Annotated in this window: 37 protein-coding genes; 18 read left to right on the forward strand and 19 right to left on the reverse strand. The window is 71.2% G+C overall.

Translation table 11 applies throughout. The annotated features are described in order from the left end of the window. From AC559T_RS30920 to AC559T_RS30940, 5 genes are all read right to left on the reverse strand, one after another. Entirely contained in the window at positions 1-852 is an 852-nt protein-coding gene (locus AC559T_RS30920; RefSeq protein WP_498870951.1) for a hypothetical protein, read from the reverse strand. 9 nt (positions 853-861) lie between these two features. Next, positions 862-2,577, reverse strand: a complete 1,716-nt coding sequence (locus AC559T_RS30925; protein WP_498870952.1) for a major capsid protein — start codon at positions 2,575-2,577, stop codon at positions 862-864. Positions 2,578-3,083: 506 nt separating this feature from the next. Then, complete coding sequence (locus AC559T_RS30930) at positions 3,084-3,374, reverse strand: hypothetical protein (RefSeq protein WP_498870953.1); 291 nt, start codon at positions 3,372-3,374, stop codon at positions 3,084-3,086. A gap of 74 nt (positions 3,375-3,448) precedes the next feature. Then, positions 3,449-3,655: a hypothetical protein gene (locus tag AC559T_RS30935; protein WP_498870954.1), complete on the reverse strand. Its 207-nt coding sequence runs from the start codon at positions 3,653-3,655 to the stop codon at positions 3,449-3,451. Between the two features lie 159 nt (positions 3,656-3,814). Continuing rightward, on the reverse strand, positions 3,815-4,585 hold the full coding sequence (locus AC559T_RS30940) for a GntR family transcriptional regulator (RefSeq protein WP_498870955.1): 771 nt from the start codon (positions 4,583-4,585) through the stop codon (positions 3,815-3,817). Positions 4,586-4,727: 142 nt separating this feature from the next. Between AC559T_RS30940 and AC559T_RS30945 the strand changes: the two genes are divergently transcribed. The 16 genes from AC559T_RS30945 (at position 4,728) to AC559T_RS31020 (ending at position 10,733) form a co-directional block, all read left to right on the forward strand. After that, on the forward strand, positions 4,728-4,934 hold the full coding sequence (locus AC559T_RS30945) for a helix-turn-helix domain-containing protein (RefSeq protein WP_498870956.1): 207 nt from the start codon (positions 4,728-4,730) through the stop codon (positions 4,932-4,934). Positions 4,935-5,040: 106 nt separating this feature from the next. Continuing rightward, positions 5,041-5,355 (forward strand): hypothetical protein, encoded by a 315-nt coding sequence (locus tag AC559T_RS30950; RefSeq protein WP_498870957.1) that lies wholly within the window; start codon positions 5,041-5,043, stop codon positions 5,353-5,355. Between the two features lie 126 nt (positions 5,356-5,481). Then, a complete protein-coding gene (locus AC559T_RS30955; protein WP_498870958.1) occupies positions 5,482-5,889 on the forward strand; it encodes a hypothetical protein in 408 nt (135 codons plus the stop codon). After that, positions 5,886-6,395, forward strand: a complete 510-nt coding sequence (locus AC559T_RS30960) for a hypothetical protein (protein WP_498870959.1) — start codon at positions 5,886-5,888, stop codon at positions 6,393-6,395. Before AC559T_RS30955 ends, AC559T_RS30960 begins: the two co-directional genes overlap by 4 nt. Then, a complete protein-coding gene (locus tag AC559T_RS30965) occupies positions 6,392-6,670 on the forward strand; it encodes a hypothetical protein (RefSeq protein ID WP_498870960.1) in 279 nt (92 codons plus the stop codon). The genes AC559T_RS30960 and AC559T_RS30965 overlap by 4 nt, the downstream gene beginning before the upstream one ends. Beyond that, complete coding sequence (locus tag AC559T_RS30970) at positions 6,667-6,891, forward strand: hypothetical protein (protein WP_498870961.1); 225 nt, start codon at positions 6,667-6,669, stop codon at positions 6,889-6,891. Before AC559T_RS30965 ends, AC559T_RS30970 begins: the two co-directional genes overlap by 4 nt. Further along, the gene (locus AC559T_RS30975) at positions 6,888-7,289 is read left to right on the forward strand and encodes a hypothetical protein (protein ID WP_498870962.1); all 402 of its coding nucleotides are present in this window, start codon (positions 6,888-6,890) and stop codon (positions 7,287-7,289) included. Before AC559T_RS30970 ends, AC559T_RS30975 begins: the two co-directional genes overlap by 4 nt. Beyond that, on the forward strand, positions 7,280-7,609 hold the full coding sequence (locus AC559T_RS30980; RefSeq protein ID WP_498870963.1) for a hypothetical protein: 330 nt from the start codon (positions 7,280-7,282) through the stop codon (positions 7,607-7,609). The genes AC559T_RS30975 and AC559T_RS30980 overlap by 10 nt, the downstream gene beginning before the upstream one ends. A 115-nt stretch (positions 7,610-7,724) precedes the next feature. Then, on the forward strand, positions 7,725-7,928 hold the full coding sequence (locus tag AC559T_RS30985; RefSeq protein WP_498870964.1) for a hypothetical protein: 204 nt from the start codon (positions 7,725-7,727) through the stop codon (positions 7,926-7,928). A gap of 4 nt (positions 7,929-7,932) precedes the next feature. Further along, on the forward strand, positions 7,933-8,217 hold the full coding sequence (locus tag AC559T_RS30990; RefSeq protein ID WP_498870965.1) for a hypothetical protein: 285 nt from the start codon (positions 7,933-7,935) through the stop codon (positions 8,215-8,217). 94 nt (positions 8,218-8,311) lie between these two features. Next, positions 8,312-8,548, forward strand: coding sequence for a hypothetical protein (locus AC559T_RS30995; RefSeq protein WP_498870966.1), 237 nt, complete (start codon positions 8,312-8,314; stop codon positions 8,546-8,548). A gap of 50 nt (positions 8,549-8,598) precedes the next feature. Next, entirely contained in the window at positions 8,599-8,868 is a 270-nt protein-coding gene (locus AC559T_RS31000; RefSeq protein WP_498870967.1) for a hypothetical protein, read from the forward strand. A gap of 59 nt (positions 8,869-8,927) precedes the next feature. Then, complete coding sequence (locus AC559T_RS31005) at positions 8,928-9,170, forward strand: hypothetical protein (RefSeq protein WP_498870968.1); 243 nt, start codon at positions 8,928-8,930, stop codon at positions 9,168-9,170. 111 nt (positions 9,171-9,281) lie between these two features. After that, positions 9,282-9,635, forward strand: a complete 354-nt coding sequence (locus AC559T_RS31010) for a hypothetical protein (protein ID WP_498870969.1) — start codon at positions 9,282-9,284, stop codon at positions 9,633-9,635. 113 nt (positions 9,636-9,748) lie between these two features. Continuing rightward, positions 9,749-10,183, forward strand: coding sequence for a hypothetical protein (locus AC559T_RS31015; RefSeq protein WP_498870970.1), 435 nt, complete (start codon positions 9,749-9,751; stop codon positions 10,181-10,183). A 73-nt stretch (positions 10,184-10,256) separates the two neighbouring features. Further along, complete coding sequence (locus tag AC559T_RS31020) at positions 10,257-10,733, forward strand: hypothetical protein (protein WP_498870971.1); 477 nt, start codon at positions 10,257-10,259, stop codon at positions 10,731-10,733. A 770-nt stretch (positions 10,734-11,503) separates the two neighbouring features. Here the strand turns inward: AC559T_RS31020 and AC559T_RS31025 are convergent. The 14 genes from AC559T_RS31025 to AC559T_RS31090 all read right to left on the reverse strand — a co-directional run bounded on the left by AC559T_RS31025 (position 11,504) and on the right by AC559T_RS31090 (position 19,856). After that, positions 11,504-11,950: a hypothetical protein gene (locus tag AC559T_RS31025; protein ID WP_498870972.1), complete on the reverse strand. Its 447-nt coding sequence runs from the start codon at positions 11,948-11,950 to the stop codon at positions 11,504-11,506. A 65-nt stretch (positions 11,951-12,015) separates the two neighbouring features. Next, positions 12,016-12,417, reverse strand: coding sequence for a PDDEXK family nuclease (locus AC559T_RS31030; RefSeq protein ID WP_498870973.1), 402 nt, complete (start codon positions 12,415-12,417; stop codon positions 12,016-12,018). A gap of 132 nt (positions 12,418-12,549) precedes the next feature. Then, positions 12,550-13,275 carry a hypothetical protein gene (locus AC559T_RS31035; RefSeq protein ID WP_498870974.1) on the reverse strand — a complete coding sequence of 242 codons (726 nt, stop codon included), beginning with the start codon at positions 13,273-13,275 and terminating at the stop codon, positions 12,550-12,552. Between the two features lie 79 nt (positions 13,276-13,354). Beyond that, positions 13,355-14,035: a hypothetical protein gene (locus AC559T_RS31040; protein ID WP_498870975.1), complete on the reverse strand. Its 681-nt coding sequence runs from the start codon at positions 14,033-14,035 to the stop codon at positions 13,355-13,357. Next, a complete protein-coding gene (locus AC559T_RS31045; RefSeq protein WP_498870976.1) occupies positions 14,032-14,301 on the reverse strand; it encodes a hypothetical protein in 270 nt (89 codons plus the stop codon). Before AC559T_RS31045 ends, AC559T_RS31040 begins: the two co-directional genes overlap by 4 nt. Beyond that, the gene (locus AC559T_RS31050; protein ID WP_498870977.1) at positions 14,298-14,615 is read right to left on the reverse strand and encodes a hypothetical protein; all 318 of its coding nucleotides are present in this window, start codon (positions 14,613-14,615) and stop codon (positions 14,298-14,300) included. The genes AC559T_RS31045 and AC559T_RS31050 overlap by 4 nt, the downstream gene beginning before the upstream one ends. Before the next feature lie 56 nt (positions 14,616-14,671). Then, on the reverse strand, positions 14,672-15,256 hold the full coding sequence (locus AC559T_RS31055) for a hypothetical protein (RefSeq protein WP_498870978.1): 585 nt from the start codon (positions 15,254-15,256) through the stop codon (positions 14,672-14,674). 74 nt (positions 15,257-15,330) lie between these two features. Continuing rightward, on the reverse strand, positions 15,331-15,795 hold the full coding sequence (locus AC559T_RS31060; protein ID WP_498870979.1) for a DUF4326 domain-containing protein: 465 nt from the start codon (positions 15,793-15,795) through the stop codon (positions 15,331-15,333). Further along, the gene (locus tag AC559T_RS31065) at positions 15,792-15,983 is read right to left on the reverse strand and encodes a hypothetical protein (RefSeq protein ID WP_498870980.1); all 192 of its coding nucleotides are present in this window, start codon (positions 15,981-15,983) and stop codon (positions 15,792-15,794) included. Before AC559T_RS31065 ends, AC559T_RS31060 begins: the two co-directional genes overlap by 4 nt. Beyond that, on the reverse strand, positions 15,971-17,641 hold the full coding sequence (locus tag AC559T_RS31070; protein ID WP_498870981.1) for a YfjI family protein: 1,671 nt from the start codon (positions 17,639-17,641) through the stop codon (positions 15,971-15,973). The genes AC559T_RS31065 and AC559T_RS31070 overlap by 13 nt, the downstream gene beginning before the upstream one ends. Next, a complete protein-coding gene (locus tag AC559T_RS31075) occupies positions 17,635-18,894 on the reverse strand; it encodes a hypothetical protein (protein ID WP_498870982.1) in 1,260 nt (419 codons plus the stop codon). Before AC559T_RS31075 ends, AC559T_RS31070 begins: the two co-directional genes overlap by 7 nt. Then, positions 18,891-19,139, reverse strand: a complete 249-nt coding sequence (locus tag AC559T_RS31080) for a hypothetical protein (RefSeq protein WP_498870983.1) — start codon at positions 19,137-19,139, stop codon at positions 18,891-18,893. The genes AC559T_RS31075 and AC559T_RS31080 overlap by 4 nt, the downstream gene beginning before the upstream one ends. A 160-nt stretch (positions 19,140-19,299) precedes the next feature. Further along, positions 19,300-19,608: a hypothetical protein gene (locus AC559T_RS31085; RefSeq protein ID WP_498870984.1), complete on the reverse strand. Its 309-nt coding sequence runs from the start codon at positions 19,606-19,608 to the stop codon at positions 19,300-19,302. After that, positions 19,605-19,856: a helix-turn-helix domain-containing protein gene (locus AC559T_RS31090; RefSeq protein WP_498870985.1), complete on the reverse strand. Its 252-nt coding sequence runs from the start codon at positions 19,854-19,856 to the stop codon at positions 19,605-19,607. Before AC559T_RS31090 ends, AC559T_RS31085 begins: the two co-directional genes overlap by 4 nt. 208 nt (positions 19,857-20,064) lie before the next feature. On the opposite strand from AC559T_RS31090, the gene AC559T_RS31095 reads away from it, so the two are divergent. Together AC559T_RS31095 and AC559T_RS31100 are read left to right on the forward strand one after the other, a co-directional pair. Continuing rightward, positions 20,065-20,811, forward strand: a complete 747-nt coding sequence (locus tag AC559T_RS31095; protein ID WP_498870986.1) for a hypothetical protein — start codon at positions 20,065-20,067, stop codon at positions 20,809-20,811. Positions 20,812-20,871: 60 nt separating this feature from the next. Continuing rightward, positions 20,872-22,389 (forward strand): tyrosine-type recombinase/integrase, encoded by a 1,518-nt coding sequence (locus AC559T_RS31100; RefSeq protein WP_498870987.1) that lies wholly within the window; start codon positions 20,872-20,874, stop codon positions 22,387-22,389.

Below are 22,389 nucleotides of genomic sequence, written 5' to 3' on the forward strand. Positions count from 1 at the left end.
CTAGGTGGGCAGGGTGATCAGGACGGCGAGGTGGGCGTAGCCGTCCCACGAGGCGAGCGCGGACCGCCAGGCGTGGACCTTGACCTCGTTGGTGTCCCGGTTGATGACCTCGGAGGGTGGGGTGTCGCCCTCTGACGTCCACGCTGGGAGGTCCGCCGGGGTCTGCCGGTACTCGACGACCCCCGTGGCGTACATCCACGTCTGACCGGCGGTGGGCGTCTCGTTCGCGTCGCCATCCGGGCCGAGGCCGGAGTAGCCCATGCCGGGGACGACGATCGTGTCGACCATGGTCCGGATGAGGTTGCCTTCGCGGCGTAGCAGGTTCGCCGCGTTGGTCACCGCCTCACGCCGGCAGTGGATCATCCCCTGGACGCCGAGGTCGCCGAGGCCCTGCTCGAGCAGGGCCACGCCCCGCGCGAACGACACCGCGGTTCCCGGGGTCGGGTTGATCACGGTCGCCGTGGACATCGTCAGGTACAGGTTCGGCAGGGAGTTCGCCTGCGCGTACGCCCCGCCCCAGAACTCGGCCTCGACGGCGCGCGGTGTGCTCGCGTCGAGGAGGCGCCGGGCGCGGCCCGCGTAGTCCCTGCCGCGCATCGCCGAGCAGGTGTCGTAGACCTCGACCGCGTACGGGGTCCACTCGACGACACCGGGCATGTCGGCGGCGTAGCTGCCCGACGCGGGCCCGCACGTCCCCTCGAGGCCGGCGTCGAGGGTGACCTCGGGGGTGTAGGTGATGCCGTGGGAGGCCCACCGGTCGGAGTCGTCCACCGGGCTGGTGGCCGACCGTGGCAGGGATACCGCCGGGGCGGCCGGCGGGGGTGCGTTCGTGATCTGCGCGAGCGTGACCATGTCGGCGGCCTAGTAGGCGTACGGCGGGTTGGACGGCGCCGCGGCGGCGGCGACGGACACGCCGGTCGCGCGGACGGGGACCGTCACCTGCAACGACTCGTAGCCCCGCTTGGCCAGGCCTTCGAACGGCTCGACGAAGGTCTGGTACTTGTTCGTCGCGTTCAGCGTCGAGTCGCGGATGACACCCAAGTCCAGCTTCCCGCCGTCGAGGAAGACGTGCGTCCCCTCCGGGAACATGAAGAACACCAGCCGCGACGGCCACCAGGTGCCCGCGACCGCGCTTCCCGCCGAAGCGTCCGGCGGGGCGGCGCTGAGGGCCGCCGTGGTCGCCGGGGCGGCGAACGACTGGTCGGGGTAGTCCCACGCGCCGGCCGCGCTGAGGGTGTTGCCGGCGACGGACTTGGGGAGGCTGTCGAGCGTCCACGTCGGAATCAGGTTCCGGACGGCGAACAGGCCCGTGATGTACGAGGTGGCGACCGCGAGCTGGTCGGACGCCGATCCGGTCCGGTCGTGCGCGAGCTCGCGGAGGATGTCCGTGCGGACCGCGCCGAGCGCCCAGGACGGGGCGTAGATCCGGATGGGGAAGGTCTCGGGCAGCCGGTGCCGGTAGCGCATGCTCGTGGCGAGCAGGTCGGCCAGGGCGAGCCAGTCCCGGGCGAAGCTGACCAGCGCGCCCGCGCCGGTCTTGATGGAGCTGACCGACATCCGCGCGAGCAGGTTGATCTCCGCCATCCGCGCCGCGTTGGCCATGGCGAGTTCGGTGTTGGCCTCGACCATCTCGGGGCTGAACCGGCCCTGAAGGTTCGAGAACTGGAGTCGGGTCGGGATCGCGTCGACCAGCTCCTCGACGGCCGACGGGCACGCGAATTCCTGGACCGGCTTGGCGGTGGGGCTGGTCGGGTTGGCGTCGTTCGCCGACGTCCAGACGGCCGTCGCGGAGGTGCCCACGCTGGCGAACGAGGGCGGGGGGACGAACCGGATCCCGCCCCGGGTGGCCTGGAAGGCGGGCAGGGAGTCCCGGATGGGGCGGGCCGTGGTCGTGTCGAGCTGGATCGAGTAGTCCACCGGCACCGGGCCGCAGATGCCACCGGCCGCCACCACGGCATGCATGCCGCCCTGGGAGGCCACGGAGTCCATGACCGCGTCGACGGAGAGCGCCTCATCCATGCGTCGCGTGGTCGCCCAGGCGTCGTCACCCGGCAGGATCCGGCTCGCCGGGTAGGCCCATGTCAGGCTCGCGCACACGGCCCGCTGCTCACCGTCCGCGCCGCCCATCAATTCGATCTTGCGGTGGATCGACGCGTTCAACGTCGACCAGTCGACCTGCTCGCCGATGCCGAGACCGGGCATGCCACCGGCGGCGGTGAGGGCGGAGTCGAGGACGATCCTGGGGCGCCGGCTGGACGCGGTCACCGCGCCGACTCGACGGCGCAGAGCGGCGACGCGGGACGAGTTGTTCGCGAACCGGCCGGCGGCGGTCTGGGCGGCCGGGGCGGGCTCGCCGTTCTCGGCGCGGGCGAGGATCTCGGCCTGAACCCGGTCCGTCGCCTCGACGATGCGGGCCATCTCCTCGAGGGTCGCCTCGTCGGGTGCCGCGCCGGGGCCGGGGTCGATGTCGCGGAAGCGGGCGGCGAGGTCGCCGTTGAGTTCGTGTAGCTCGTCGACGGACAGGCTGGTGAGGTCGAGGTCGCCGGCAATGGCCTGGTCGACCGTCTGGGAATCCATGAGGGTGGGGGCCTTCCAACGCGGTGGCTGGCGCGTCGGTCGACGGTGATGGTCGGTTCGCGAGCACGCCGGGGGGAATCGGCGTGTCGAGGCGGCTACGCCCGCCCTCGGCTCGTCCGGGAGCGGCTACGCCTGCTCTCGGCTCAGACGGTCGCTAGGAGACCGGTGCCTGTTGATCAGCGACGATACCCGTCCCGGCTCCCGCCGTCGATGTTCGGCGCTCTCGTGAGGTGGGACGCGGCGTCCATCTGGAGTGGTCGGCGGTCAACGGCGTCGGGTCGAGGAGCAGCGCCACCCTCATTAGTAGTGAGGGCGCCACCCTCACCACCAAGGTTGTCCACATGCTGTGGACGCCCCGGCGACACCGCTACGGCACCGGAACCAGCGTGACGACGGCGTCGCCGAGCGGGCCCCCGCCGCCCTCGTCGATCCTCATGATCCGCATGGGAGGACCCCAAGCCGTGAGGGGTCCCGAGTAGTACGCCCCCTTGGCGCCCACCGGCCGGTCAGGCGCGGAAGACGTCATGGCTGCCGATCCGGAGCCAGACCACATGAGGCCCCGGACGGCCATGCAGCGGCGGGCCGTAGGAGAACAGGGCCCGCCCGTCGGGCGCCCACGACATCTCGAAGACGCCCGGGCGGGTCTTGAAGCCTTTCACGCGCAGAGACGGGTGGAACGACCCCTGGTTGAGTCCCTCGACGAACAGCCGCCGCGCGACCCGGAACGCCCCGCGCTGCTCGGGGCGTAGCCGCTGATAGTCCGCCAGGAAGCGGGCCGCGGCCTCGTATGTGGGCACATGGCCACCCTAGGTGAGCCATCCGGGCGTGTGACGAGTGGTCTGTGTTCCGAGGGTGGCACACCGGCCCGGCGTCAGCTCGCCCGTGTGCTCCTGCCCGGGTTAGTGGCGAGAGCCTCAAGGAGGACGTCGAAGGCATCCTCGCCGACGCAGATCACCGATCGGCCGGCGTCAACTTCAACGAGCGCCTCGTCGAGCGCGCGAGCGGTCTCGACGTCTGGCTCGTCGGCCCACTCGTGCGGCTCCGGGACGGGGTAGGGCAGGTCCGCAGGGTGCGTCATCGTCGCCGCCCTTCCTCGTGAAACCTGATGTCCACCAGGATGCCAACCTACCTTCTCGCTACGGGGTGCAAGAGGGCGCTTACAGGGGGGTGTGTGGTCTGTTCGTTAACCCCACCATGACGGTAAGCCGCCAGCCGCGCCCTGGCGAGTGAGGGTCGGCTACACCTCAGCAAGTCCGACCGGGATCTCGTAGGCCAGCACGTACCGGTCGGCGGGGATCACGATGTCGGCGGTCTCGACGGCTCGCTCGCCCGCCCAGTGGGTCCGCTCGACGAGCATCACCCACACGTCTCCGGGGATGTCGAGTTCGCGGCGCTCATCCGCCGTCGCCGGCCGCGAGCGGACCTTCTCGGTGACACGGTCGATGTGCACGCCGAGGGTGTCGAACCTCGCGACAACGCCAGTCGGCCCTCCGGTGCCCTCAGGCTCCTCTATGGCCGTGCCGCCAACGAGCGCGAACGGCTCCCAGCTCGTCGAGGACTGGATAGGACGCCCGTCCGCGCGGAACAGGTACGTGGTCCGCATGACGTGATCGCCAGCAGCGATTCCGAGTCGAGTCGCGGTCGCCTCGTCGGCCCGGATCCGATGCGTCTCCCATGTCCAGTCCGGCTCTGCGCCCTCGCGTCGAGCGTCGCGGGCGAACGGGGACGTCTCACCGACGGGCTTCCGCCGGTAACGGGTGGACCACCGTTCTTCGACGACCGGCCGGCGGCGGACGAACGTACCGAACGGCGGGCGCCGGTCGAGGAGGCCGACAGAGACAAGCTCCCCGAGAGCCTGGCGGACGGTCGGCCGGGACGTCCCGTACTGCTGCGCGATGTCGGCCTCGGCCGGGAGCTGGGCGCCTTCCGCGAGCTCGCCGGATTCGATCTGACTGCGCAGGTCATCGGCGATCCGGCGGTAGATGCTCGCGCGCTCCTCGGGGCTCATGCAATGACGGTATCCGGGATGGTCAAGACCGTACCGCCCATGGATCGTCGTCACTCATCCGAGCAACTGTATTGACAGTCTAGACAGTCCTCCGTAACGTTCCACCTGTCACCCCGCGCACCACGGACAGGAGGAGCACACCGTGCACACCGTGCAGGCCGATCACGACCTGCTTATGCCGGGCGAGACCGCCAGGCGACTCCGGACCACGCCGTCCACACTCGCCCGCTGGGCTCGCACCGGCCGAATTCGATCCGTCGAGCTACCCGGCGGCCGTCGCCGCTACCGGCGCGGCGACGTCGAGGCGATCCTCGCCAGCGGCCAGCCCACCCCCACCGACGCCGCGTAGATCTCCCCCGAACACAAAGCGGCCCCCGCCGGTCTCTGACCACCGACGAGGGCCTGTGACTCAAGCGCCCGATCCACCACAGACAGGACAAAGAGCCGTGTTCATCATGCCTGACCCCGCCGCCGGCCTGCCCGACTTCGCGCCGCTCGCCGGATCCATCTTCGAGACGGACCCCGACCTCCGCGCCCTCGACGAGCACGACGGCGGCCAGTTCGCCAAGCTCGCCGACGTCAACATCCGATACGGCGTGGTCACCGACCCGAAGCTGCTCGCCCAGAGCGTCGAGGAGTTCGGCGCCCGCCGCGACCGCGGGCGGCGCGCTCCCGCCGGGTGGAGCGCCACGTACGTGACCTGCGGCGACTGCCAGAAGCGGGTCAACACCTACAGCAACGGCAGGCTCCGCCGCCACCGCTGCTCCTGACCTCCCCGCACCACCACCGGCCGGGCTGCCTGTGACCACACCAGGCGCCCGGCCCACCTCCCCGTCGCTCTGACGGGCACAGCCACCCAGCACAGATCGCAGATCGCCACCCGGCAGGGGAACGCCATGACCTCACCCGCCCCCATCACCGCCGCGCCCGCCCGGCCCACGCCGCCGCTGCGCCTCGTCCAGCCGTCCGCCCAGATCTTCGCCACGCCGACGCCGATCACCTGGCGGGACCTGCCGAAGCCCGACGGCGACCGCTACATCGCCGCAGGAACCAACCTGTTCGCCGCGGGCGCCACCTTCTGCCACCTCCTCGACGATGGCGACGCTCCCGAGGCGCTCGCCCTCGACGTGCCCTGCCTCGGCAGCGAGGAGGCCGGCGGCGGCGAGATCCCCGTGTCCGTCCTGCGGACCGCCCTCGCCCAGGTGTCCGACGACTTCTTCCTCGCCGGCGGCTACGTGCCCGACGGCGCACGCCACGCCCGCCTGGTCTTCCTGCGGACCTTTGCGTCAGAGGTCGTCCGATGAGTCAGGGTTCGACCTTCCCCAACGCCATGGACGTCGGCGACCTGCGGACCTACCGGGGCCCGGTCGAGCTGAACTGGTGGGATCTGCCCCAGGCCCGCGACCGCGCGCCACTCAGCCTCGACGACCTGTTCTGCGACGCCCGGCACGTCGCCGAGAACCACCCGACCGAGCGGATCCTGTCCGTCGTCGTCCCCCACGACACGATCCTCGCCCACAAGTCGGGCGCCGCGAACTCCGCCGCCCTGCTGCGCGAAGCCCTCATCCAAGCGCCCGACGACGCCATCCTCGTCGCCGCCCACACGCCGTGGGTCGAGAGCCACGACGACGACTCCGTCCAGTTCCTTTTCGCATGGGGCGACCGGCCTGACGCCAACCAGCCCCTGCCAACCCCGCCCCCCGGCCAGCCGAATTACTGGGCGCCGGTCGCCGCACCGCCGCGCAGGCAATGCGGTCCGATCATCCGCAACGCCATTGACGCCGGCGACTTCGCGCGGGGCTGGATATGAGCGCCGAGCCGATCCCGCTGCCTGCCACCGTCCGGCCGGTCCGCTGGCGGGACGTGTGGTCCCTCGACCCGCACCAGCCCGGACTGCCCGAAGCCGTGCGTGGCGCCCAACTCCACCTCGTCGAGATGGACGCCAGCGACAGCCCCTACCGCCACCGGCTCGGCCGGGCCGTCGCCGGCCTCCCCGACGACGCCCACCTCGTCGGCGGCTACGCCACCGAGGGCGGGCTCTCCCGACGCCTGCGGTTCCTGTTCGCCTCGAAGGAAGACCAATGATCTTGCCCGGCACGGACCTGCGGGCGGCACTGGCGGGCGCGCTCGTCGACGTCGCTCACGCCCTGCTCTCCCCCGACCTCGACATCAGCGGCCCGCCGGCGACCGACGGCGACATCCTCGGCAGCCTGTCCGCCGTCGCCCAGCCGACCGGCCTCACCCCCGCCGACCGCCGCGAGATCGTCACCGCGACCGCCGCCGACATCTACCGGCGGACGACATGACCGCCCCCACCGGCGTCAGCCGCCAGTGGACCGACGAGCAGCGCGCGGCACAGAGCCGACGCATGACCGGCACGGCCCACGAACGTCGGGACACGGTCCGCCCCGCCGCCCAGGCCGACCCCAACGACCAGGGCCTCACCGCCACCGACTACGCCCGCCACCGACTCGCCGAAGCCGGACGCCGGCACGGACCGGACGCCGTCCCCGTGGCCGCCGCCGACCTGCTCGCCGCCGAACTCGCCCGGCTCATCACCCTCGTCCGCGCCGTGCACGGCGACACCGCGACCGCCGAGGCCGCCGCCCAGGCGTGGCGCCACGCCCGCGCCGGTCTCGCCCTGAACGCACCGAGGAACCCCGCCCCTACAACCGGCACTCCTGGGAGGCCGACATGCCCGTGAACACGCTCCTCGCCGCACCCGACGACCCCGAACCGCTCCGCTCATCCCTGCTGGACACCGTCATCCCCCGCCGCGACGGCGTGACGTTCCGGGTCGGCCAGCACGTCCAGGTCGCCGCCGAGGACGGCCCCCGGCACGGCCAGATCGTCCCCCACTGGGAGTCCCAGCCATTCGACGGCAACAGCTTCCGGATCGGCCCGCCGCCGAGCACGGAGAACCCGCACCCGGCCTTCGACAGCTACGCCTACGTCGCGTTCGACGACGGATCCCGCCCCGGCCTGCTGTCCACGTCGCTCCTCTCAGACGACCCGGACTGGTAGCCGGCGTCCCCGACCTGCTCGCCGTGGTCGAGCCATGGCCGCCCGGCGGCGGCGAGCAGGTCGGGTCCCAACCGCACCGAGGACCCACACCAACCCGCGTCCCTGGGAGGACGACATGCCCGTACAGACCCTCGTGGCCACCCCCGACCCTGAGCCCCACCCGCGGCGCTCCTCGGAGCGGCAGGTCCCCGCCGTGACCAGCCTCGCCGCGTTCCGCATCCCGGAGCCCGGCGACCTGCTGTGGCCCGGCATGGACCTTGGCGCCGGCGCCCGGCTCGTCCTGATCGACGACAGCATCGCCCCCGGGCGGGGCTGGTAGCCCCGTGGCTCGCCACTGCCGCGGACGGTGCGGCCGGGAGCTGGCCTGGTACTCGTTCCGGCTGCACTACTGCCAGGGCTGCGCGCGGTCCATCACCACCGCGCCGAGGGAGTCCAAGACCGACAACCGGCTCGTGTCTGTCGAGCGGTTCCTCGGCCCGATCGCCCTCTCCACAGAGCACGCCCCGTGGGCTGACGGCGCCATCCGCAGCGGCGCGCTCACCCCCGGATGGCAGCTCACGCCCGCCGGCGAGGACACCGGCGACGACCCGCTCGGAACCCTCCCCTGATCGCTACCCCCGCCCACGCCGACCTCCTCGGCCACCGCGGGGCGTAGCCGCACCACCCCAACCGAATCACCACCCAACCGAAAGGACCCATCCCATGGACCTCGCCGACCTGTACACCAGCACCGCCGACGAGGCGCTCACCGCCGCCCGCAGCCTGGACAACCCGGCCGACCGCGCGTTCGCCCTCTCCAACATCGGCGGCAACCTCACCGAGCCGACCCGCACCGACGTGTTCACCGAGGCCGTCGAAGCGGCCCGGCTCGTCGACGACCCGAAGTCGCAGGCGCAGTCCCTCATGGCCGTCACCAGCAGCATCCGGCGGGCGCTCTGACCACCACCTGGTGGGACAACGAGGGCGACGAGGACGAGGACCCGGACGCGGTGACCAGAACCGGCGCGCCCCAGCGGCTGGCCCGGATCGAGATGGCCACCCTGCGGCAGCAGGCCCTCGACGCCGCCCGCCAGTGCGACGACATGGCCGTCCGCGTCGACCGGATCCTCGGCCTGACCGCCTTCGGCCTGGTCTTCACCGACCGCGAGCTCCTGCTCGACGAGGCATACACGTACGCCCTCAAGGTCACCGACCCGGCCGCCCGGTCCGACCTGCTCGTGAAGGTCTTCCGCGCCGCCGGCGGCATCACCAGCCCGTAATCCCGCGGGTCCGCCCGTCATCGAACGAGCGGGCGGACCCATCCCGACAGGAGACCCACATGCACTTCCCCGGGGACCTCGACGACCCCAACCCCGCCCTCCACGACCTCGACCTGACCGAGGCCCGCGCCACCACCGACCCCACCATCCGATCCCGGCGGCTCCACATGCTCGCCCAAGGCGTAGGGACCCTCGACCAGCGCGGCGCCGCGATGAACGAAGCCCGCGACGTCGCCATGGCCATCACCGACCCCGACCAGCGGACACGGCAACTCGACTGGCTCGACTGGCACTACGACTAGCCACCCCGTCCCGCGACACCCCGACAGCCCCCGACCCCCCTCGACAGCCCGCCCGGCCGCCCGTGCAATCCCGCACAGCGGCCGGGCACATCCATCCCGACAGGAGAACCCATGAACACCGACCAGTCGACCCGGCAGGGCCTCGACCCCCGGCACGTCGAACTCCTCGACGCCACCCGCGACACCCCCGAACCCGGCGCACGCGCCGCACGGATCGCCGAAATCGCGGCCGACCTTCCCGAAGGGCAGCGCCTCGACGCCATGCTGTTCGCCCGCGGGTTCGCCCGGATGGTGCCCGACGAGGAGCGGCGCAACGGCATCGCCGAACGTCTCCGCGAGACGCAGCACCGCCTCGTCCCGCCGGGGCCCGGACCGATCCCGCAGGCGATACGCCGCGGACCCGAAGTCCGCAGGCCGCTGTCCGACCTCGTCGCCGTGGTCGGCCCCGGCGAGCAGGTCCGGTAGTCCCAGGGGCGCAGTGACGCCCCGCCTCCGCACCCTCCCCCTCACTGCCCGGCCACCGGCACGGCTCTCCTGCCTCCGGTGGCCGGGCGGAACTGTCTCGGAAGGAGACCCGCATGCGGTTCCTCGACGGCCTCGCCGGAGACCCCGGCGACCTCGGCGACATCCGCAAAGACCCCAACCTTCATCCCAACCACATCGCGCTCCGCAACCGTCACCTCCGCGCAGCGGCGCGCATCGCCAGCCCGACCCTGCGCTCCCGACGGCTTCACACCATTGCTGCCACCGACGACACTGCCGACCGGCTCGGCGCTGGACAGGAAGCGTTCGCGGTCGCTGTGACCATCCCCGACCCCGGTCAGCGAATGCGCCAATTCGACTGGCTCGCAACCCAACCCGGCGCCGCCCCACGCCCGAACCTCGCAAGGGACGATGTGTTTGGGTGCGCAGATTGGGACGTCGACCACCAGGCCGGCACACAGATCGGGTTCCCCCTCGGCCCAGGCGGCGGCCCGGACATCCTCGACCTCGACGAGTTCCTCGCCAACTGACCCGCGCCGGCCGGCGGGGTGGCGGCCCGCTCGACTTCCACAACCCCACCCACACCGAGGACCCCCACCAGCCATGACCACCACCATCCGGCCCGCTCTGACCGCCGACCAGTGGGCCGAGATCCACGCCATCGCCGACCAGTACGAACCCGCGGCGAAGATCAGCGTCACCCTGACCGGCCCCGATGGCGGCACACAGACCGGGATCGTCTGGACCCGCGGCGGGCAGCGACTCGGCGACAAAGTCGACGCCGCCGCCACCACGCGCGGCCTCGGCCTCGCCGACAGCTTCGCCCTCACCGAACCCCACGGCCGGCGGCACACGCACGACCAGGCCGACGTGCTCGTCACCCCGATCCGCCCGGTCCTCGCCGAGATCCTCGCCGGGAAACGCGACGACGGACGGTTCGCCGGACTCCCCCGGGCCCTCCTCGAAGCCGCGCGCAGACTCCGCCCCGACCTCGGCCCGCTCGACGACGAGACCGTCGACCAGCTCGCCCGACGCTGGGAACCCCTCGGCCCGACCCTCGGCGCCCAGCTCGGCCGCTGACCGACGCCGCCCCGTCCCTGGCGTTGAGGGGTGCGCGAAGTACCTCCCAACACCAGGGACGGCCGGCGACAGTACACATCAGCGCGTACCACCTCGGCGCCGCTCGCGTAGCCAACGCCCGGCTCGCCCACCACGTCGGCATCGCTTCCCCGGCGCCGGGAACGCGATGACGTCAAGCCGCGAGACCAACCTCGAGGCGCCTCGAACATGGTCGGCAGGCCGCGAAGGGTGCACAGAACCGAGTACCCCTGCCGCCGCCCTGCGCACCGCGGCATCACTTCGCGGACGCCCACAAAGTGATCAAGCGGACCCGGCGGGATGCCTGCCGGTGCCCGCCCTAACGTCGTTTAGGGCGGTGTGACCAGAGGCTGTGTGACCGCACACACCCTGCCCGGCGCACCGCCGAAGATCGGGACAGTATCCCGATCTCCCGCCATCCACTCGACGCCAGCGGCAAGGGTCCGGACTAGTACAGACCCTTCGCGGCACGCCCGGTCGCCGACCGGGGGCAGGCTGGACCATGAGAGGGACACGAAGTCCCTCCCATCCCGCACCGAATTCATGATCCCTGATGTCGCCGACGGCGCCGGGCGCTCCTCGAGCGGGACCCCCGCAGATCCGCACCAGCTCGGATCGCGCGTCGACCGCGGCCGTGCGCGTCCTCGCTGGACCGACCGGAAAGCGCGAGCAATGCGCACAGTTCTAGGCCCGAGCCCGGCCCGCTCGACGCTTCCCGGATCTGGGAACCGCGCCGCCGGCCACCGCCTCGGCTACCCGCGTTTCGCGAACGTGAGCCGCGGGCCCAGCGGATCCCACACGCTGCCAACCCGGCGAACCGTCTCCTCGTCAACCGGCCACAGCACCGGCTCGACCGCGTGCGCGTCCTCCACCCACCGGCGCGCCACATCCGAGAACTCGCCGGTGTCACGCACACCCGCGCGGATCGCGTCGAGGACAGGCCGAAGCGGCGTCACCAGAACCGTCACATCACCACGCCGATCAACACGGCCGGCGATACTGCCCAGCGCGTACCCATCCGCCATCCCCAGGCCACGCGCGAGCGCCTCCTCGTCCACCAGATCACCCAACTCGGCGCCGCCGGCCGTCCACAGAACCTCGGCCCACGGACCGATCAGCGTGTCGAACGCGACCTCAAGACGAACCCCAGCCTCGTACAACCCGGCCAGCTCGGAAGCCGCAGCCCGGTAGGCGCCCATCAACTCACCCGGCGAACCGGCACCATCCCCGCCACCAGCAGACCCACGCTCCCCGGCCGGCGGCATCACGCCACCGCCCGCAACGCCGCCGGCAACGACCCATGGAACGGCAGGATCTCCCCCGGATCGAACGGCACAAACGGACTGCGCTGCCCACGCGAACCCGACTTCCGCGCCGTCATCCGGAACAGACCCACCGGCCCACCGGCCTCGAGGCGGCACGCCAGCAACGGGATTCCACCCCCACGCGTCGCCACATCGAACGTCCTGTTCCAATCCGTCGGGCGCACTCGAGTAGGCCCACCAGGACGCACCTGCACCACCGCGAACGTCTCGCGGTACGCCACCAAGTCCGCACCAGCGGCCCGAACCGCACCCCGGAGCACCGTCCACCCCGCCTCGTCGAGCAGCCACCGGGCGTCGTCCAGGGCCTCACCGGCACACCGGACAGGGCTCGTGATGGTCACGGGTGGGGCCTCCTCGAAAACACGGACGGCGCTGGCCAAGGCCGCCCGCTTGCCAGGTTTTGGTCAGCGTGGACCCGATCTCGTGCCACTCATGACATGCCCCCCAACCTTCCGCAACCTCTCGCCCCCTGATCACGGTCGGTGTGATGCGTCTGACAGGGCGATGCGTACGGGGTGGAGCTGGTCTTGCGGCATTCGGTCGGCGCAGGTGTCGCAGAGGTCGAGGGCGTCGTCGAGGAGGAGCTGTCCGCCGATCTTGGCGGGTACGGCGTGGTGGACGATGCCGAGCGGGTTGGCGAGGTGGAGGTCGAGGTGCCGCGCCCTGGTGGCTCCTGGGGCCTTGCACAGGCCGCATCGGACTGGGCGGTGGTGGGCCTTGTCGAGGTGGGTGGTGTGGCAGTCGGCGCAGGCGAGCCGGTCGAGGTGCCGGCCGCACAGGATGGCGGCCGGGATGCGGGCGACACCCGGGGGCATGGCAGCGTGACTCTCGGTATCAAAGTTCGTGTCACGATCTTTTTCGGTGCCGTCCGCCGGGTCGAGGTCGAGTTCAAGGTCGGCGAGGATGGCGGGGCTGACCAGGTGTTCGCATGCTTCGACGCGGGTGCGGCTGAGGGCGCCGTAGACGCGGTCGATGGTGCGGGCGGCCCATCGGCCGGCGGCGTCGCTTCGGGCGGCGTGGGTGGCGCTCATGGGCTCCTCGGGGTGTGTGGTGGTTTGCCGGCGGGCGTTGGCCCGTGCGGCTCGGAGGGTGTTGACGCGGTCGCGCATGGCGGTGGCGTCGAGGCCGGGTGCGATGACGACCCGATGTCCGGGGCCGGTGGCGGCCTGGTCGCGGTCAAGGCTGTGAAGCGTGGTCACCGCACCCCTCGGTTCTGGCGGCGCGGTGAGGGGTTGTGGGGATTGTGGGGATGCCGATCGGGGGTGTGGCAGGCCCAGTTCATGACGGCAGCGCCGGGCGGCGGGCTGCCGCGACGAGGTGCCGAGTGACGATGGCGCCGATGTGCTCGTCGTCCGGGTTGAGGCCTAGGTCGCCGAGGACTCCCTCGATCAGGTCGAGGACCCGCTCCTGGTAGGCGGTGATCATGTCGATCTGTTCCCGCTCGACTCCGGCGTCGAGGGCGAGTTTGCATACGGAGGCGAAGTGCTTCCGTTCGGCTCGCCACAGCTCGATTTCCGGGGTGGCCTTGCGGCCGGTGAGGGTGGTTTCGGTGAGGGTGACGCCGCGGTCGATGTCCTCGGTGGCTTTGATCTTCTGTTCGAGGTAGGCGGCGAAGGCGGCGGAGCGGCTGACCTCGTCGAGGAGTCCGATCATGGGGTCGACCGGGCGGACCTCTCCGAAGCGGATCCGTTCCGCGAACCGGTCGGCGTACATCTCCATGGCTGCGGCCTTCCTTCCGTTCTCCGTGTTGCCGAGGTGTTTGCGGCAGTTGCCGTAGCCGAGGGTTGTGGTGCCCCATCCGGCGGCGAGCTGGCAGCGGGTGTGCTGGCCGGGTCTGCGGTTCTTGGCGTTGCACCGGCCGGCGATGGGTGCGGGGTAGCAGTCCTCGTCGGGGTCGGGTTTGCGTTGCCATCCGATCCGGGCGCCGCCGAGTGGCTGGACTGCGTCACGTCCCGTCACGATCGGTCGCCGGAGTCATGTCCTGTGACGCCGCAGGGTGTTTCACCGGGTGTTCCGCTACCAGGTGTGACGCCGATAGGCAGGCCGAGCATCTGCGCGAACAGGGCCCGTTCGTCCGGGTCGGCGACGAGGCGTTGCAGGTTGCCGGCCGCGCGAAGGGCGAGGGCTTCGGGGATGGCGGCGGCGCCGTCGAGGCTGTCGGCGTAGCTGTCGTAGTCGGATCCGATGGTGGTGCGGGGCTGACTCCGCCCCTTGGGGGCGCTCACAGTTCACCTGCCGCGGTCCGGCCGATGGCGAGCCACATTGCGTTGAGGGCGGCGTAGGTCCGCTGAACGGCGGCGCGGGCGTTGTCTGCGATCTCGTCGCCGTCGACGGTGTCGTGGTGTGGTGCGGCGAGGCATTGGTCGATGACCTCGCGGAGGTCCTGGTGCCGGTAGTAGACGGTTTTCGCGGCGTCGCGGACGGCAGGGTCGTCGGCGAAACACGCGGCTTGCTGGACGCCTTGGGTGGCGCAGTCCATGGCGTCGCGGACTTCGACTTCGGCGGCCCAGCCGGGCGGGACATGGTCGGGTATGGGCATGTGGCCTCCTGGGGGTGGGGCCGGGCGCGACGGGGTGGTCGCGCCCGGCCGGTTGGTCAGAGCTGGGCGGCCATCTCTGCGACGTCGATCAGGTCGTTGATCTGCTGGACCATCTGCCTGGCCGCGTCGATGTCGAGGTCGGCGAACCGCCAGCCGCCGGAGTCGACGAGGTCGAGTCGGGGCTGGCCGTTGTAGAGGTAGGCCGAGGCGTAGAGGTCGGACCCGTCGCAGATCGGCTCATGGCCGACCTCGACGACGGTGGGGTCGGGGTGCCCGGGTCCGTACAGCTGTGCGCAGATCTCGCGTCCGGCCTGGTTGTGGGCGGCTTTGCGGATTTGGGACAGGACTTGCTGGGCGAGGCCGAGTACCTGCTCGTGTCCGCCGACGGCTTCGGCGATCAGGTCCAGTCCTGCTATGGCCTGGGCGATCCGCGTGGTGGCGGCGGCGAGGCATGTCGGGCAGGTGTGCTGGCCGGTGGGGAGCTTGTCTCCGGGCTGAAGGCCGGTGGTCGAGTAGTGGGTGGCTACGACGTGCGCGTGGAACTGGCCGCGACAGGTGGTGCAGGTGTGGGTGGCGCCGCCTGGGGTGTGCTCGAAGCGGTGCAGGGGCGCCGGGGGGGTGTCGGTGGCGTCTGTGCTCATGGGACTCTCCTTGTGGTTGAGGTGTGCCAGGCGGCGCCGTGGGTGCGATCCACGGCGCCGCTGCCGTTGGTGGGTTAGGCGGTCAGCAGGGCGAGCAAGGTGTCGCCGTGGCACGGTTCGCCCGGCTCGCAGGCGCACGCCAGGTCGTAGCCGCCCAGGTCTCGCAGCTCGTAGAGGACCCGGGCGCGGTCGTACCGGCCGATGACCCACGGCCCCTCACCGGCCAACCAGTCGCGGTGACGCTCGACGGCGCCGGCCTGGCCGTACTCGGCGACCGTGAACGGGTTGCCCCATCGGGACGGCCGACCGATCTTCTTCGTCAGGACGGGCAGCATCTGCCCCCGGAGGATCTGGACCCGCTTCGCCTCCGTCCACGGCCGGGTCTCGGCGGGCGCGCTCATGCTGGGGTGGCCGTACCTGGCGAAGTACTGCTCTGCGAGTTCACGGCTGTCGATCATTTCCTTCTCCTTGGTCGTCTGGTCGATGTCCGGTCGCCCTCGCGCCGGCGGGCCACGCGCCGGGGTCGTCTCAGGGCTCACGAGGCGGCCGGCAGGGATAGCGGGGCGATGTCGGGTTCGGGGTACTGGTTGCTACCGAGGCAGCGCCACCGCCCGGCCCAGTGCTCGACGACGAGGCCGGCGGCGTCGAGGGGGCGTCGGGTCTCGCAGTTCGCGCACTCCCCGACGTCCATGGGATCGGCCCGCGGCGGCCAAGTTAGGCGGCGCATCGGGGGTCGATTTCCCATGGCCCCCGACCTCCCCCGGCGGTGTGGAGCTGGGGGTGCGCCTCGTAGGACGGGGAGGGGGGTCGTCCGGGCCTGCGTGGTGGGTCGGGTCGCCGACGAATCCATCCGAGTTCGACGAGCTGGTCGAGGACGGTCTGCACGTCGCTCGCGCTCTCCGCCCAGGCGCGGCCGCGTACGCCCTGCCATGCGTCTCGGGTGGTGAAGGCATCCCCACAATCCCCAATACCCGCCCTGTCGTTGAGTTCTGGGGATTGTGGGGATGCCCGACGGCGTATCCAGGACAGCATCGTGACCTGTCGGGAGTCGCGCCGGTGCTTGTCGAGGGTGAGGACCGCGCGGGCGTGCGCGATCAGGTAGTCCGACATGGCGACCGCGGCGAGCATGTGCTCGACACGGACCCACGCGACCCCAGCGTCCTCGGCGAGCGCGAAGAGGGCGGCGATCCGTACGAGGGCCCCTGGGAGCTTGGAGGCCCAGGCAAGGATGCGGGTCAGGTCTCCGATGTCGGGGTGCAGTCGGGGCTCGAGGTCGGCCCGGAACTCGTTCAGGACCGCCAGGGCGTCGGCGTCGAGGCGGAGCACGGTCTGCTCGTCGCCGTTCACGGCGGCGGCTCGAAGGATCTTGCCGACGCACTGTTCCCAGATGTAGGCGACGTGTTCGGGAACGTCGGGGGCGTCGAGCCTGCGACTGCCGACCGTGGTGGGTGGCATGGCGAAGAGCATTCGCGGGAGAAGGCCTCGTTCGGTGAAGGCACGGACCTGGGTGGCCTCGGCGATCACGTCGGGTTGGGCGATGATGCCGAGCGTGAGGAATGGCCGTTCGATGAACAGGGGCTCGCGGGATATCCGGTCGATCCACACGCTTTCGCCGTCGTACGCCTTGAGGACGAGGTCGACGTTCGCCCTGCCATCGGAGTAGCGGCCGGCGAGGGTGCCGAGAATGCCGCCCTCGGCGGAGATGACGGATATGGGTCCGCCCTGGGCGGCCATGATCTTGCCGAGGGCTTCGGGGGTGACGTCGTCGGCGAGGATGCGTAGCTCGGCGGGTTCCCGCATCTCGCCGGCCTCCCGCGCTGCCGCCCGTGCGGTCGCTTCGGCATCGGGGCCGGCGCTGAGTTTGGCTGCCGCCTGCTCGGCGGCATGTGCGCGAGCCTGGGCGATGCGGTAGGCGGCACTCTCTTCGAGGTAGACGCCCCGCCCCGCGGTGCGCAGCTCCTTGGCGATGGCGGCGAGGGGGCGGGTGATCTCTTTGACGACGGCGGTCTTTCGTGTGCCGGAGTCGGAGAGGGCGGCTGTGTAGATGGCGGTCTCTTCGGACCAGGACCGAGAGACGTCGGCGCGGAACTTGCCGCGGGTTGCCGCCGAAAGGGTAGCCAGCGCGGTGACGGCGCCGAGGTCGGCGGGAGTCTGCGTGCTGTCCCGGACTGCCCGGACGATGTCACCGATGGCGCCGGGCAGGGCCGCGAGCGGGAAGTCGGGCAGTCCGACCGTGAGGGGCGTCGGCTCCCCCCAGGGCTCCGATTCCCTCCCTCCGACATCCCCAATATCCCCAGAACCCGCGGGCCGCCCCCGTCCGAAGCGGCCGGCGAGCTCCAGTGCGGCCCGACTCATCTCCTCGTCGATGCTCTGGTCGGTCAGCACGTCGGATTCCTCTCGGGGATCAAGAGAGCGCGGGCTGTGGCCCGTGTGGCGTCGAGTAGGGGGAGTCCGCGGCCGACGGCGGCGCGGATGAGCGCGCGGATGTCCTCGTCCCGGGTGGGGAGGGGTGCGATCTGGCGGGCCGCCCAGACGAGCCGGCCGGCGGTGCGCGCCTCGTCGCCGGTCGCGATGAACCGGGCGAGTCGGGTGACGTCGACGGTCTGCCGGTCGGGCAGGGGTGGGGCGATAGCCCGCCATGCGGCCTTGCGGTCGCCTCCGTGATGCAGGTGGGCGTACACGTCGAACCTGGTGAGGGTGTCGGCCGGCAGGCCGGTGCTGGACGTGAACACGTGCAGGACGGGCGGGTCGTCGTGGGAGACGGCCGAGGTTCCGCGGTCCTTTCCGGGCCGTGTCCAGTGCCGTTCGCCGTGGCCGTTGTCGCGGCAGCACGTCCAGCCGGCCGGGCCGAGCAGCTCGTACCAGTCTGTGATCGCGGTCCACTGCTCGGTGACCTCGGCGGCGGTGAGTCCGCTTCCCTCGTGGGGGGTGGGGACGTAGGCGGGCCTGACCGGCCGTGGCGGTTCTGGCGGCAGGAGGGCTGTGAGGGTAACGAGGTCGTACCGCGGCCCGTAGCCGATGACTTCGACGAGCGGGGGGTCGGCGTACTTGTGGTTGTGGGTGCCGGGTAGGCGGAGCACGCGGGCGAGGTCGCCGGTCTGGTCGACGTGCACCCCGCGTTCCCGGCCGAGGGCGCGGAGGTGGTCGCCCCATCCGCGGGCGATGTGTCGTGCCTCGTCGAGTGGGAGGGGTGCGTGCTCGCCGAGGAGCCACCAGGCGTGGATGCCGCCGCCGGTCCAGACGATGAACGTCGGGTCGGGCAGGGTCTCGAGGATGTCGAGCGCATCATGGGCGGTCGCGGGGAGCGGGAGGCCGGTGTTGGTGGTGGTGGCGTGCCCCTCCCCTGCGATGTCGATGTCGGCGGCGAGGGCGTTGAGTCCGAGGGTGTCGGCGGCGCCGCCCCGTCCCCGCTCGGGGATGGCGCGGAGGATCTGCACCCCGACGTAGACGTCGGCTCCGGCGTCGGAGAGTCGGTGGCACCGGTCGGCGGCGGCGTCGAGGTCGTCCGTGGTGGCCGCGAACCGGCCTGTGAAGCCGTTCCGCCCGCGGATCCGGTGGGGCACGGAGAGGAAGCCGGGGTTGGCCGCCCCGTGCTGGTCGTAGGCGAGGGCGGCGAGGTGGTCGCCGATGGCGCTCACGCCGCACCGTCCGGGTTCGTGCAGGTGACGGTGATGTCCGGGTCCCAGCCGGCGGCCTGCCTGCGGGCGATTTGCTCGATCTCCCAGGGGTGCCAGTCGGCGAGCTCAGGGTCGACGCGCAGTGCCTGACGGGCGGCGCGGATCCCCTTGCCGAGGCTGATGTCGACGACGTCGGCAGCTTCCCGCCCGTCGTCGAGCCGCTCTCGGGCTCGCTGGTCGTGAGGTCGCGATACTCTGGGTGTCATCTCGGCTTCTGGTGAGGGGTCGTGACGGTGATAGCGGCGGCCGGGGTGCTGGTGACACTCCGGCCGTCTGCATTTCTGGGGGTTCGCGCCCTGCCGAGGCGGCGGGTCCGAACCGCATTGGTACTGCGGTTCCACGCCCGTGACCTGCGACGATGCGGCCCTATGGCACCGTGATGGCACGGGCGGGCGGGCGCGGGAATCGAGTGAAGTCGGCATCGGTGGTCGCGTCCTCGTCGGCGCGGACGGCGGCCTGACCGCCCGGGTATAGAAGCGTGATCAGGTCATACGTCGGAATCTTGATCTTTCGGCCGATGCGAAGCACCCGCGTTAGGTCCCAGGTACCGCGTCGGATCGCCTCGTAGACCGTCCATTCGCCGGCGTCGAGGATCGCCGCGGCGGTCGGAACGTCCGTGGTGGGCCCTAGCCCCGCGATCCGCTCGCACGTCCACGAGATCTCCTCGACCGTCACGCCGGCACCATCCGGTTGGATTCGGGCCGCTCCTGCTCCTGCTCCTGTTCGACCCGTAGCCGGGCCACGTACGCGGTGAGCGCGTCGTGCGGGATGCGTCGCGACCGCCCGATACGCACGGACTCGATCGCGCCGTCGCGGAGCAGTTGGTAGAGCCGCGCTCGGCTGATGCCAAGAGCGTGAGCGCCAGCCTCGGGCCGATACAGCACCGGTGGTGGCGACACATTGACCAGGGTGGGGATCGCCATGGGGCTCCTTCTGGATGCGCATCACAGGGGACGCAGGAGAATCTCTGCCGAACTCTAACGCATCAACTTAGGTTCGCTACCCATGGTGTACCTTGCTGCTGGTACCTACGTCAAATCGCACCGCTGGACGGCCCTAGACGGCCCTAGACGCTCGCGTACGCACCTGGAGAGGACCGTTCCGGTCCGGGATGGGATACCTTCATGTGCCGTGGCAGACGAGGCGACGCTCTCCTTCCGGCAGGTAGTCGGCGAGGGCGTGCGTCGGGTTCGGGAAGCGACTGGCGCACGGCAGGACGACGTCGCCGTCGCCGCTCGAAAACGAGGACTCACCTGGTCGCGGCAGAAGGTCGCGATGCTGGAGCGGGGCTCGAAGCCGGTAAGCGTCGAGGAGCTCGTGATCCTCCTTGAGCTACTCACGGAGGTATGCCGTCGGCCGGTCGGGCTCGGCGAGTTGATCGCGCCTGACACCCGAATCGCACTGTCTCCGGAGGTGGCGATCGGCGGGCGCGAGATGGTGCAGATCCTCGGCGGCGAACCCTCGACGATCGGAACAGAGCTGATGCCGGGGCTCGTCGTTACCGGCGCTCCAGAACCTCGCGTACCGGTCGGCCCGTTCGCCGTCACGCGGTCCGAGTTGGATGGCTGGCTGCGGGAGGCGGGAGAGGTTGAGGCGAACGCGGCGCGTCGCATCGGCGTTCCGCTGGCCGTGTTCGTCACTGCTGCACGGTTCAGGTTCGGGCGTGGTTTCACTCTGGAGCGTGACGCCAGGGCGCAGGAGCTGTATGACGACGCCGGCCCGGACCGCCGCCGCGGGCTCCGAAGCCGGATGAGTCGCGAGCTGACGCAGGAGGTTGCCGACCTGATTCGGAAGCGGGAGGCCGAAGCTGCGGGGACCGGCCTCGGCGGCCCAGCCGTAGCCGGATCCCGCAAAGAGGTCGCCTCCCCAGCTGACTAAGGCCGGCTGCGACGCAGACGGGTGGAGAGCCGGGCGGGGCCGGAAGGAGAGTCACCCACTGTGAAGCCGTACAAGGCCTGCTCGTGCCGGGACCCGGAGACCCGGAGGTTGCTCGGCAAGAAGTGCCCCGACCTGGCGAAGAAGGGGCACGGGAAGTACTACGCCCGGTACGAGGCGCCTGCCGGCACGGATGGGAAGCGCCGGCAGCCGCGGATCGGCCCGTTCGACACGTCGGCGGAGTGCAAGACGGAGCTGGCGAAGGTGCTCGGCCAGGCCGCCCGGGCGGACTACTCCGACGACCGGAAGATCAAGGTGGCGGAATACCTCGATCGCCGGTACTCCTGGCGGGATGCCGAGTCGCGGACCGGTGAGGGGCTGAAGCGATCGACGCTCGACGCCGAGCGCGAAGCACTCACCCTCTACCTGAAGCCCGGTCTCGGGCATCTGAAGCTCGTCGACCTCCGAGACCGGCACGTCCGCGATCTGTACGCGGCCATGCGGGTCATCAACCGCCCCGACGAGGACGAGGCCGACGTCGACCCGGAGATGCTGCGCCGGCTCGTCGCTGCCCGGGCGGTCCGCGACGGGAAGCGCGTCCACTCCCGGCCGATCTCGGAGTCGCGGATCAAGCGTGTGCACGCGGTGCTGACCGGCGCCATGAACGACGCGGTCAAGACGTCGAAGATCCTCGACGCGAACCCTGCCGAGCACGTGTTCCGCACCAAGGGTGCCAAGCGCCGGACCCGGGTCCGGCCGCTGCTGTGGACAGACGAGCGGGTCGAGCGCTGGGAGACGGACGGGCATGTTCCCGCCAAGGTCATGGTGTGGACGTCCGCGCAGTGCGGTTCGTTCTTGGACTTCTCGGAGGCGTGCGGGGAGCGGCTGCACGTGCTGTTCCACCTCGATGCCTACTGGGGTCTTCGCCGCGGGGAGCTGGTCGGCCTCGAGCGGACCGATCTGAGCGTGGCCCGGCGGCGACTGCACGTCCGCCAGTCCCAGGCCGACGACGAGCTGGACGACACGAAGACCGAGCACGGCGACCGGACGATTGTGTTCGACGAGGGCACCGCGACGGTGCTCACCGCGGAACGGAAGCGGCAGGCGGCCGAGCGTCTGGAGTGGGGCGAGGCCTACGCCGATTCGGGCCGGGTGTTCACCTACGAAGACGGCTCCGCGCTGAAGCCGACGTACGTGTCACAGCGGTTCGGGCAGCTCGTTACCCGGTACGCCGCGATCCGGGCCCGTCTGGCGAAGGGCTCGACGGTCGAGCGGACCGCTCGGCAGTACCGGGTGTCGCCGGAGGCGGTGCGCATCGCGGCGGCGGCGCCGCTGCCGCCGATCCGGTTTCACGACCTGCGCCACGGCGCGGCGACGATGCTCCTCGCGTCGGGTGCGCCGATGAAGCTCGTCTCTGAGGTCCTCGGGCACGCCTCGGCCGCGTTCACGTCCGACGTGTACGCCGTGGTGGCGGAGGAGCTGGCCGAGGCGGCGGCGGTCGCGATCGCCGCGTTCGTGCCCCGGCGGGAACGCCCTGGCGCCGTTCGTGCCATCAATGTGCCATCTTCGGCCGGTAGTTGA

The sequence above is a fragment of the Frankia sp. Hr75.2 genome, assembly GCF_949319125.1.
In the GTDB taxonomy this organism is placed as follows: Bacteria; Actinomycetota; Actinomycetes; order Frankiales; family Frankiaceae; genus Parafrankia; species Parafrankia soli.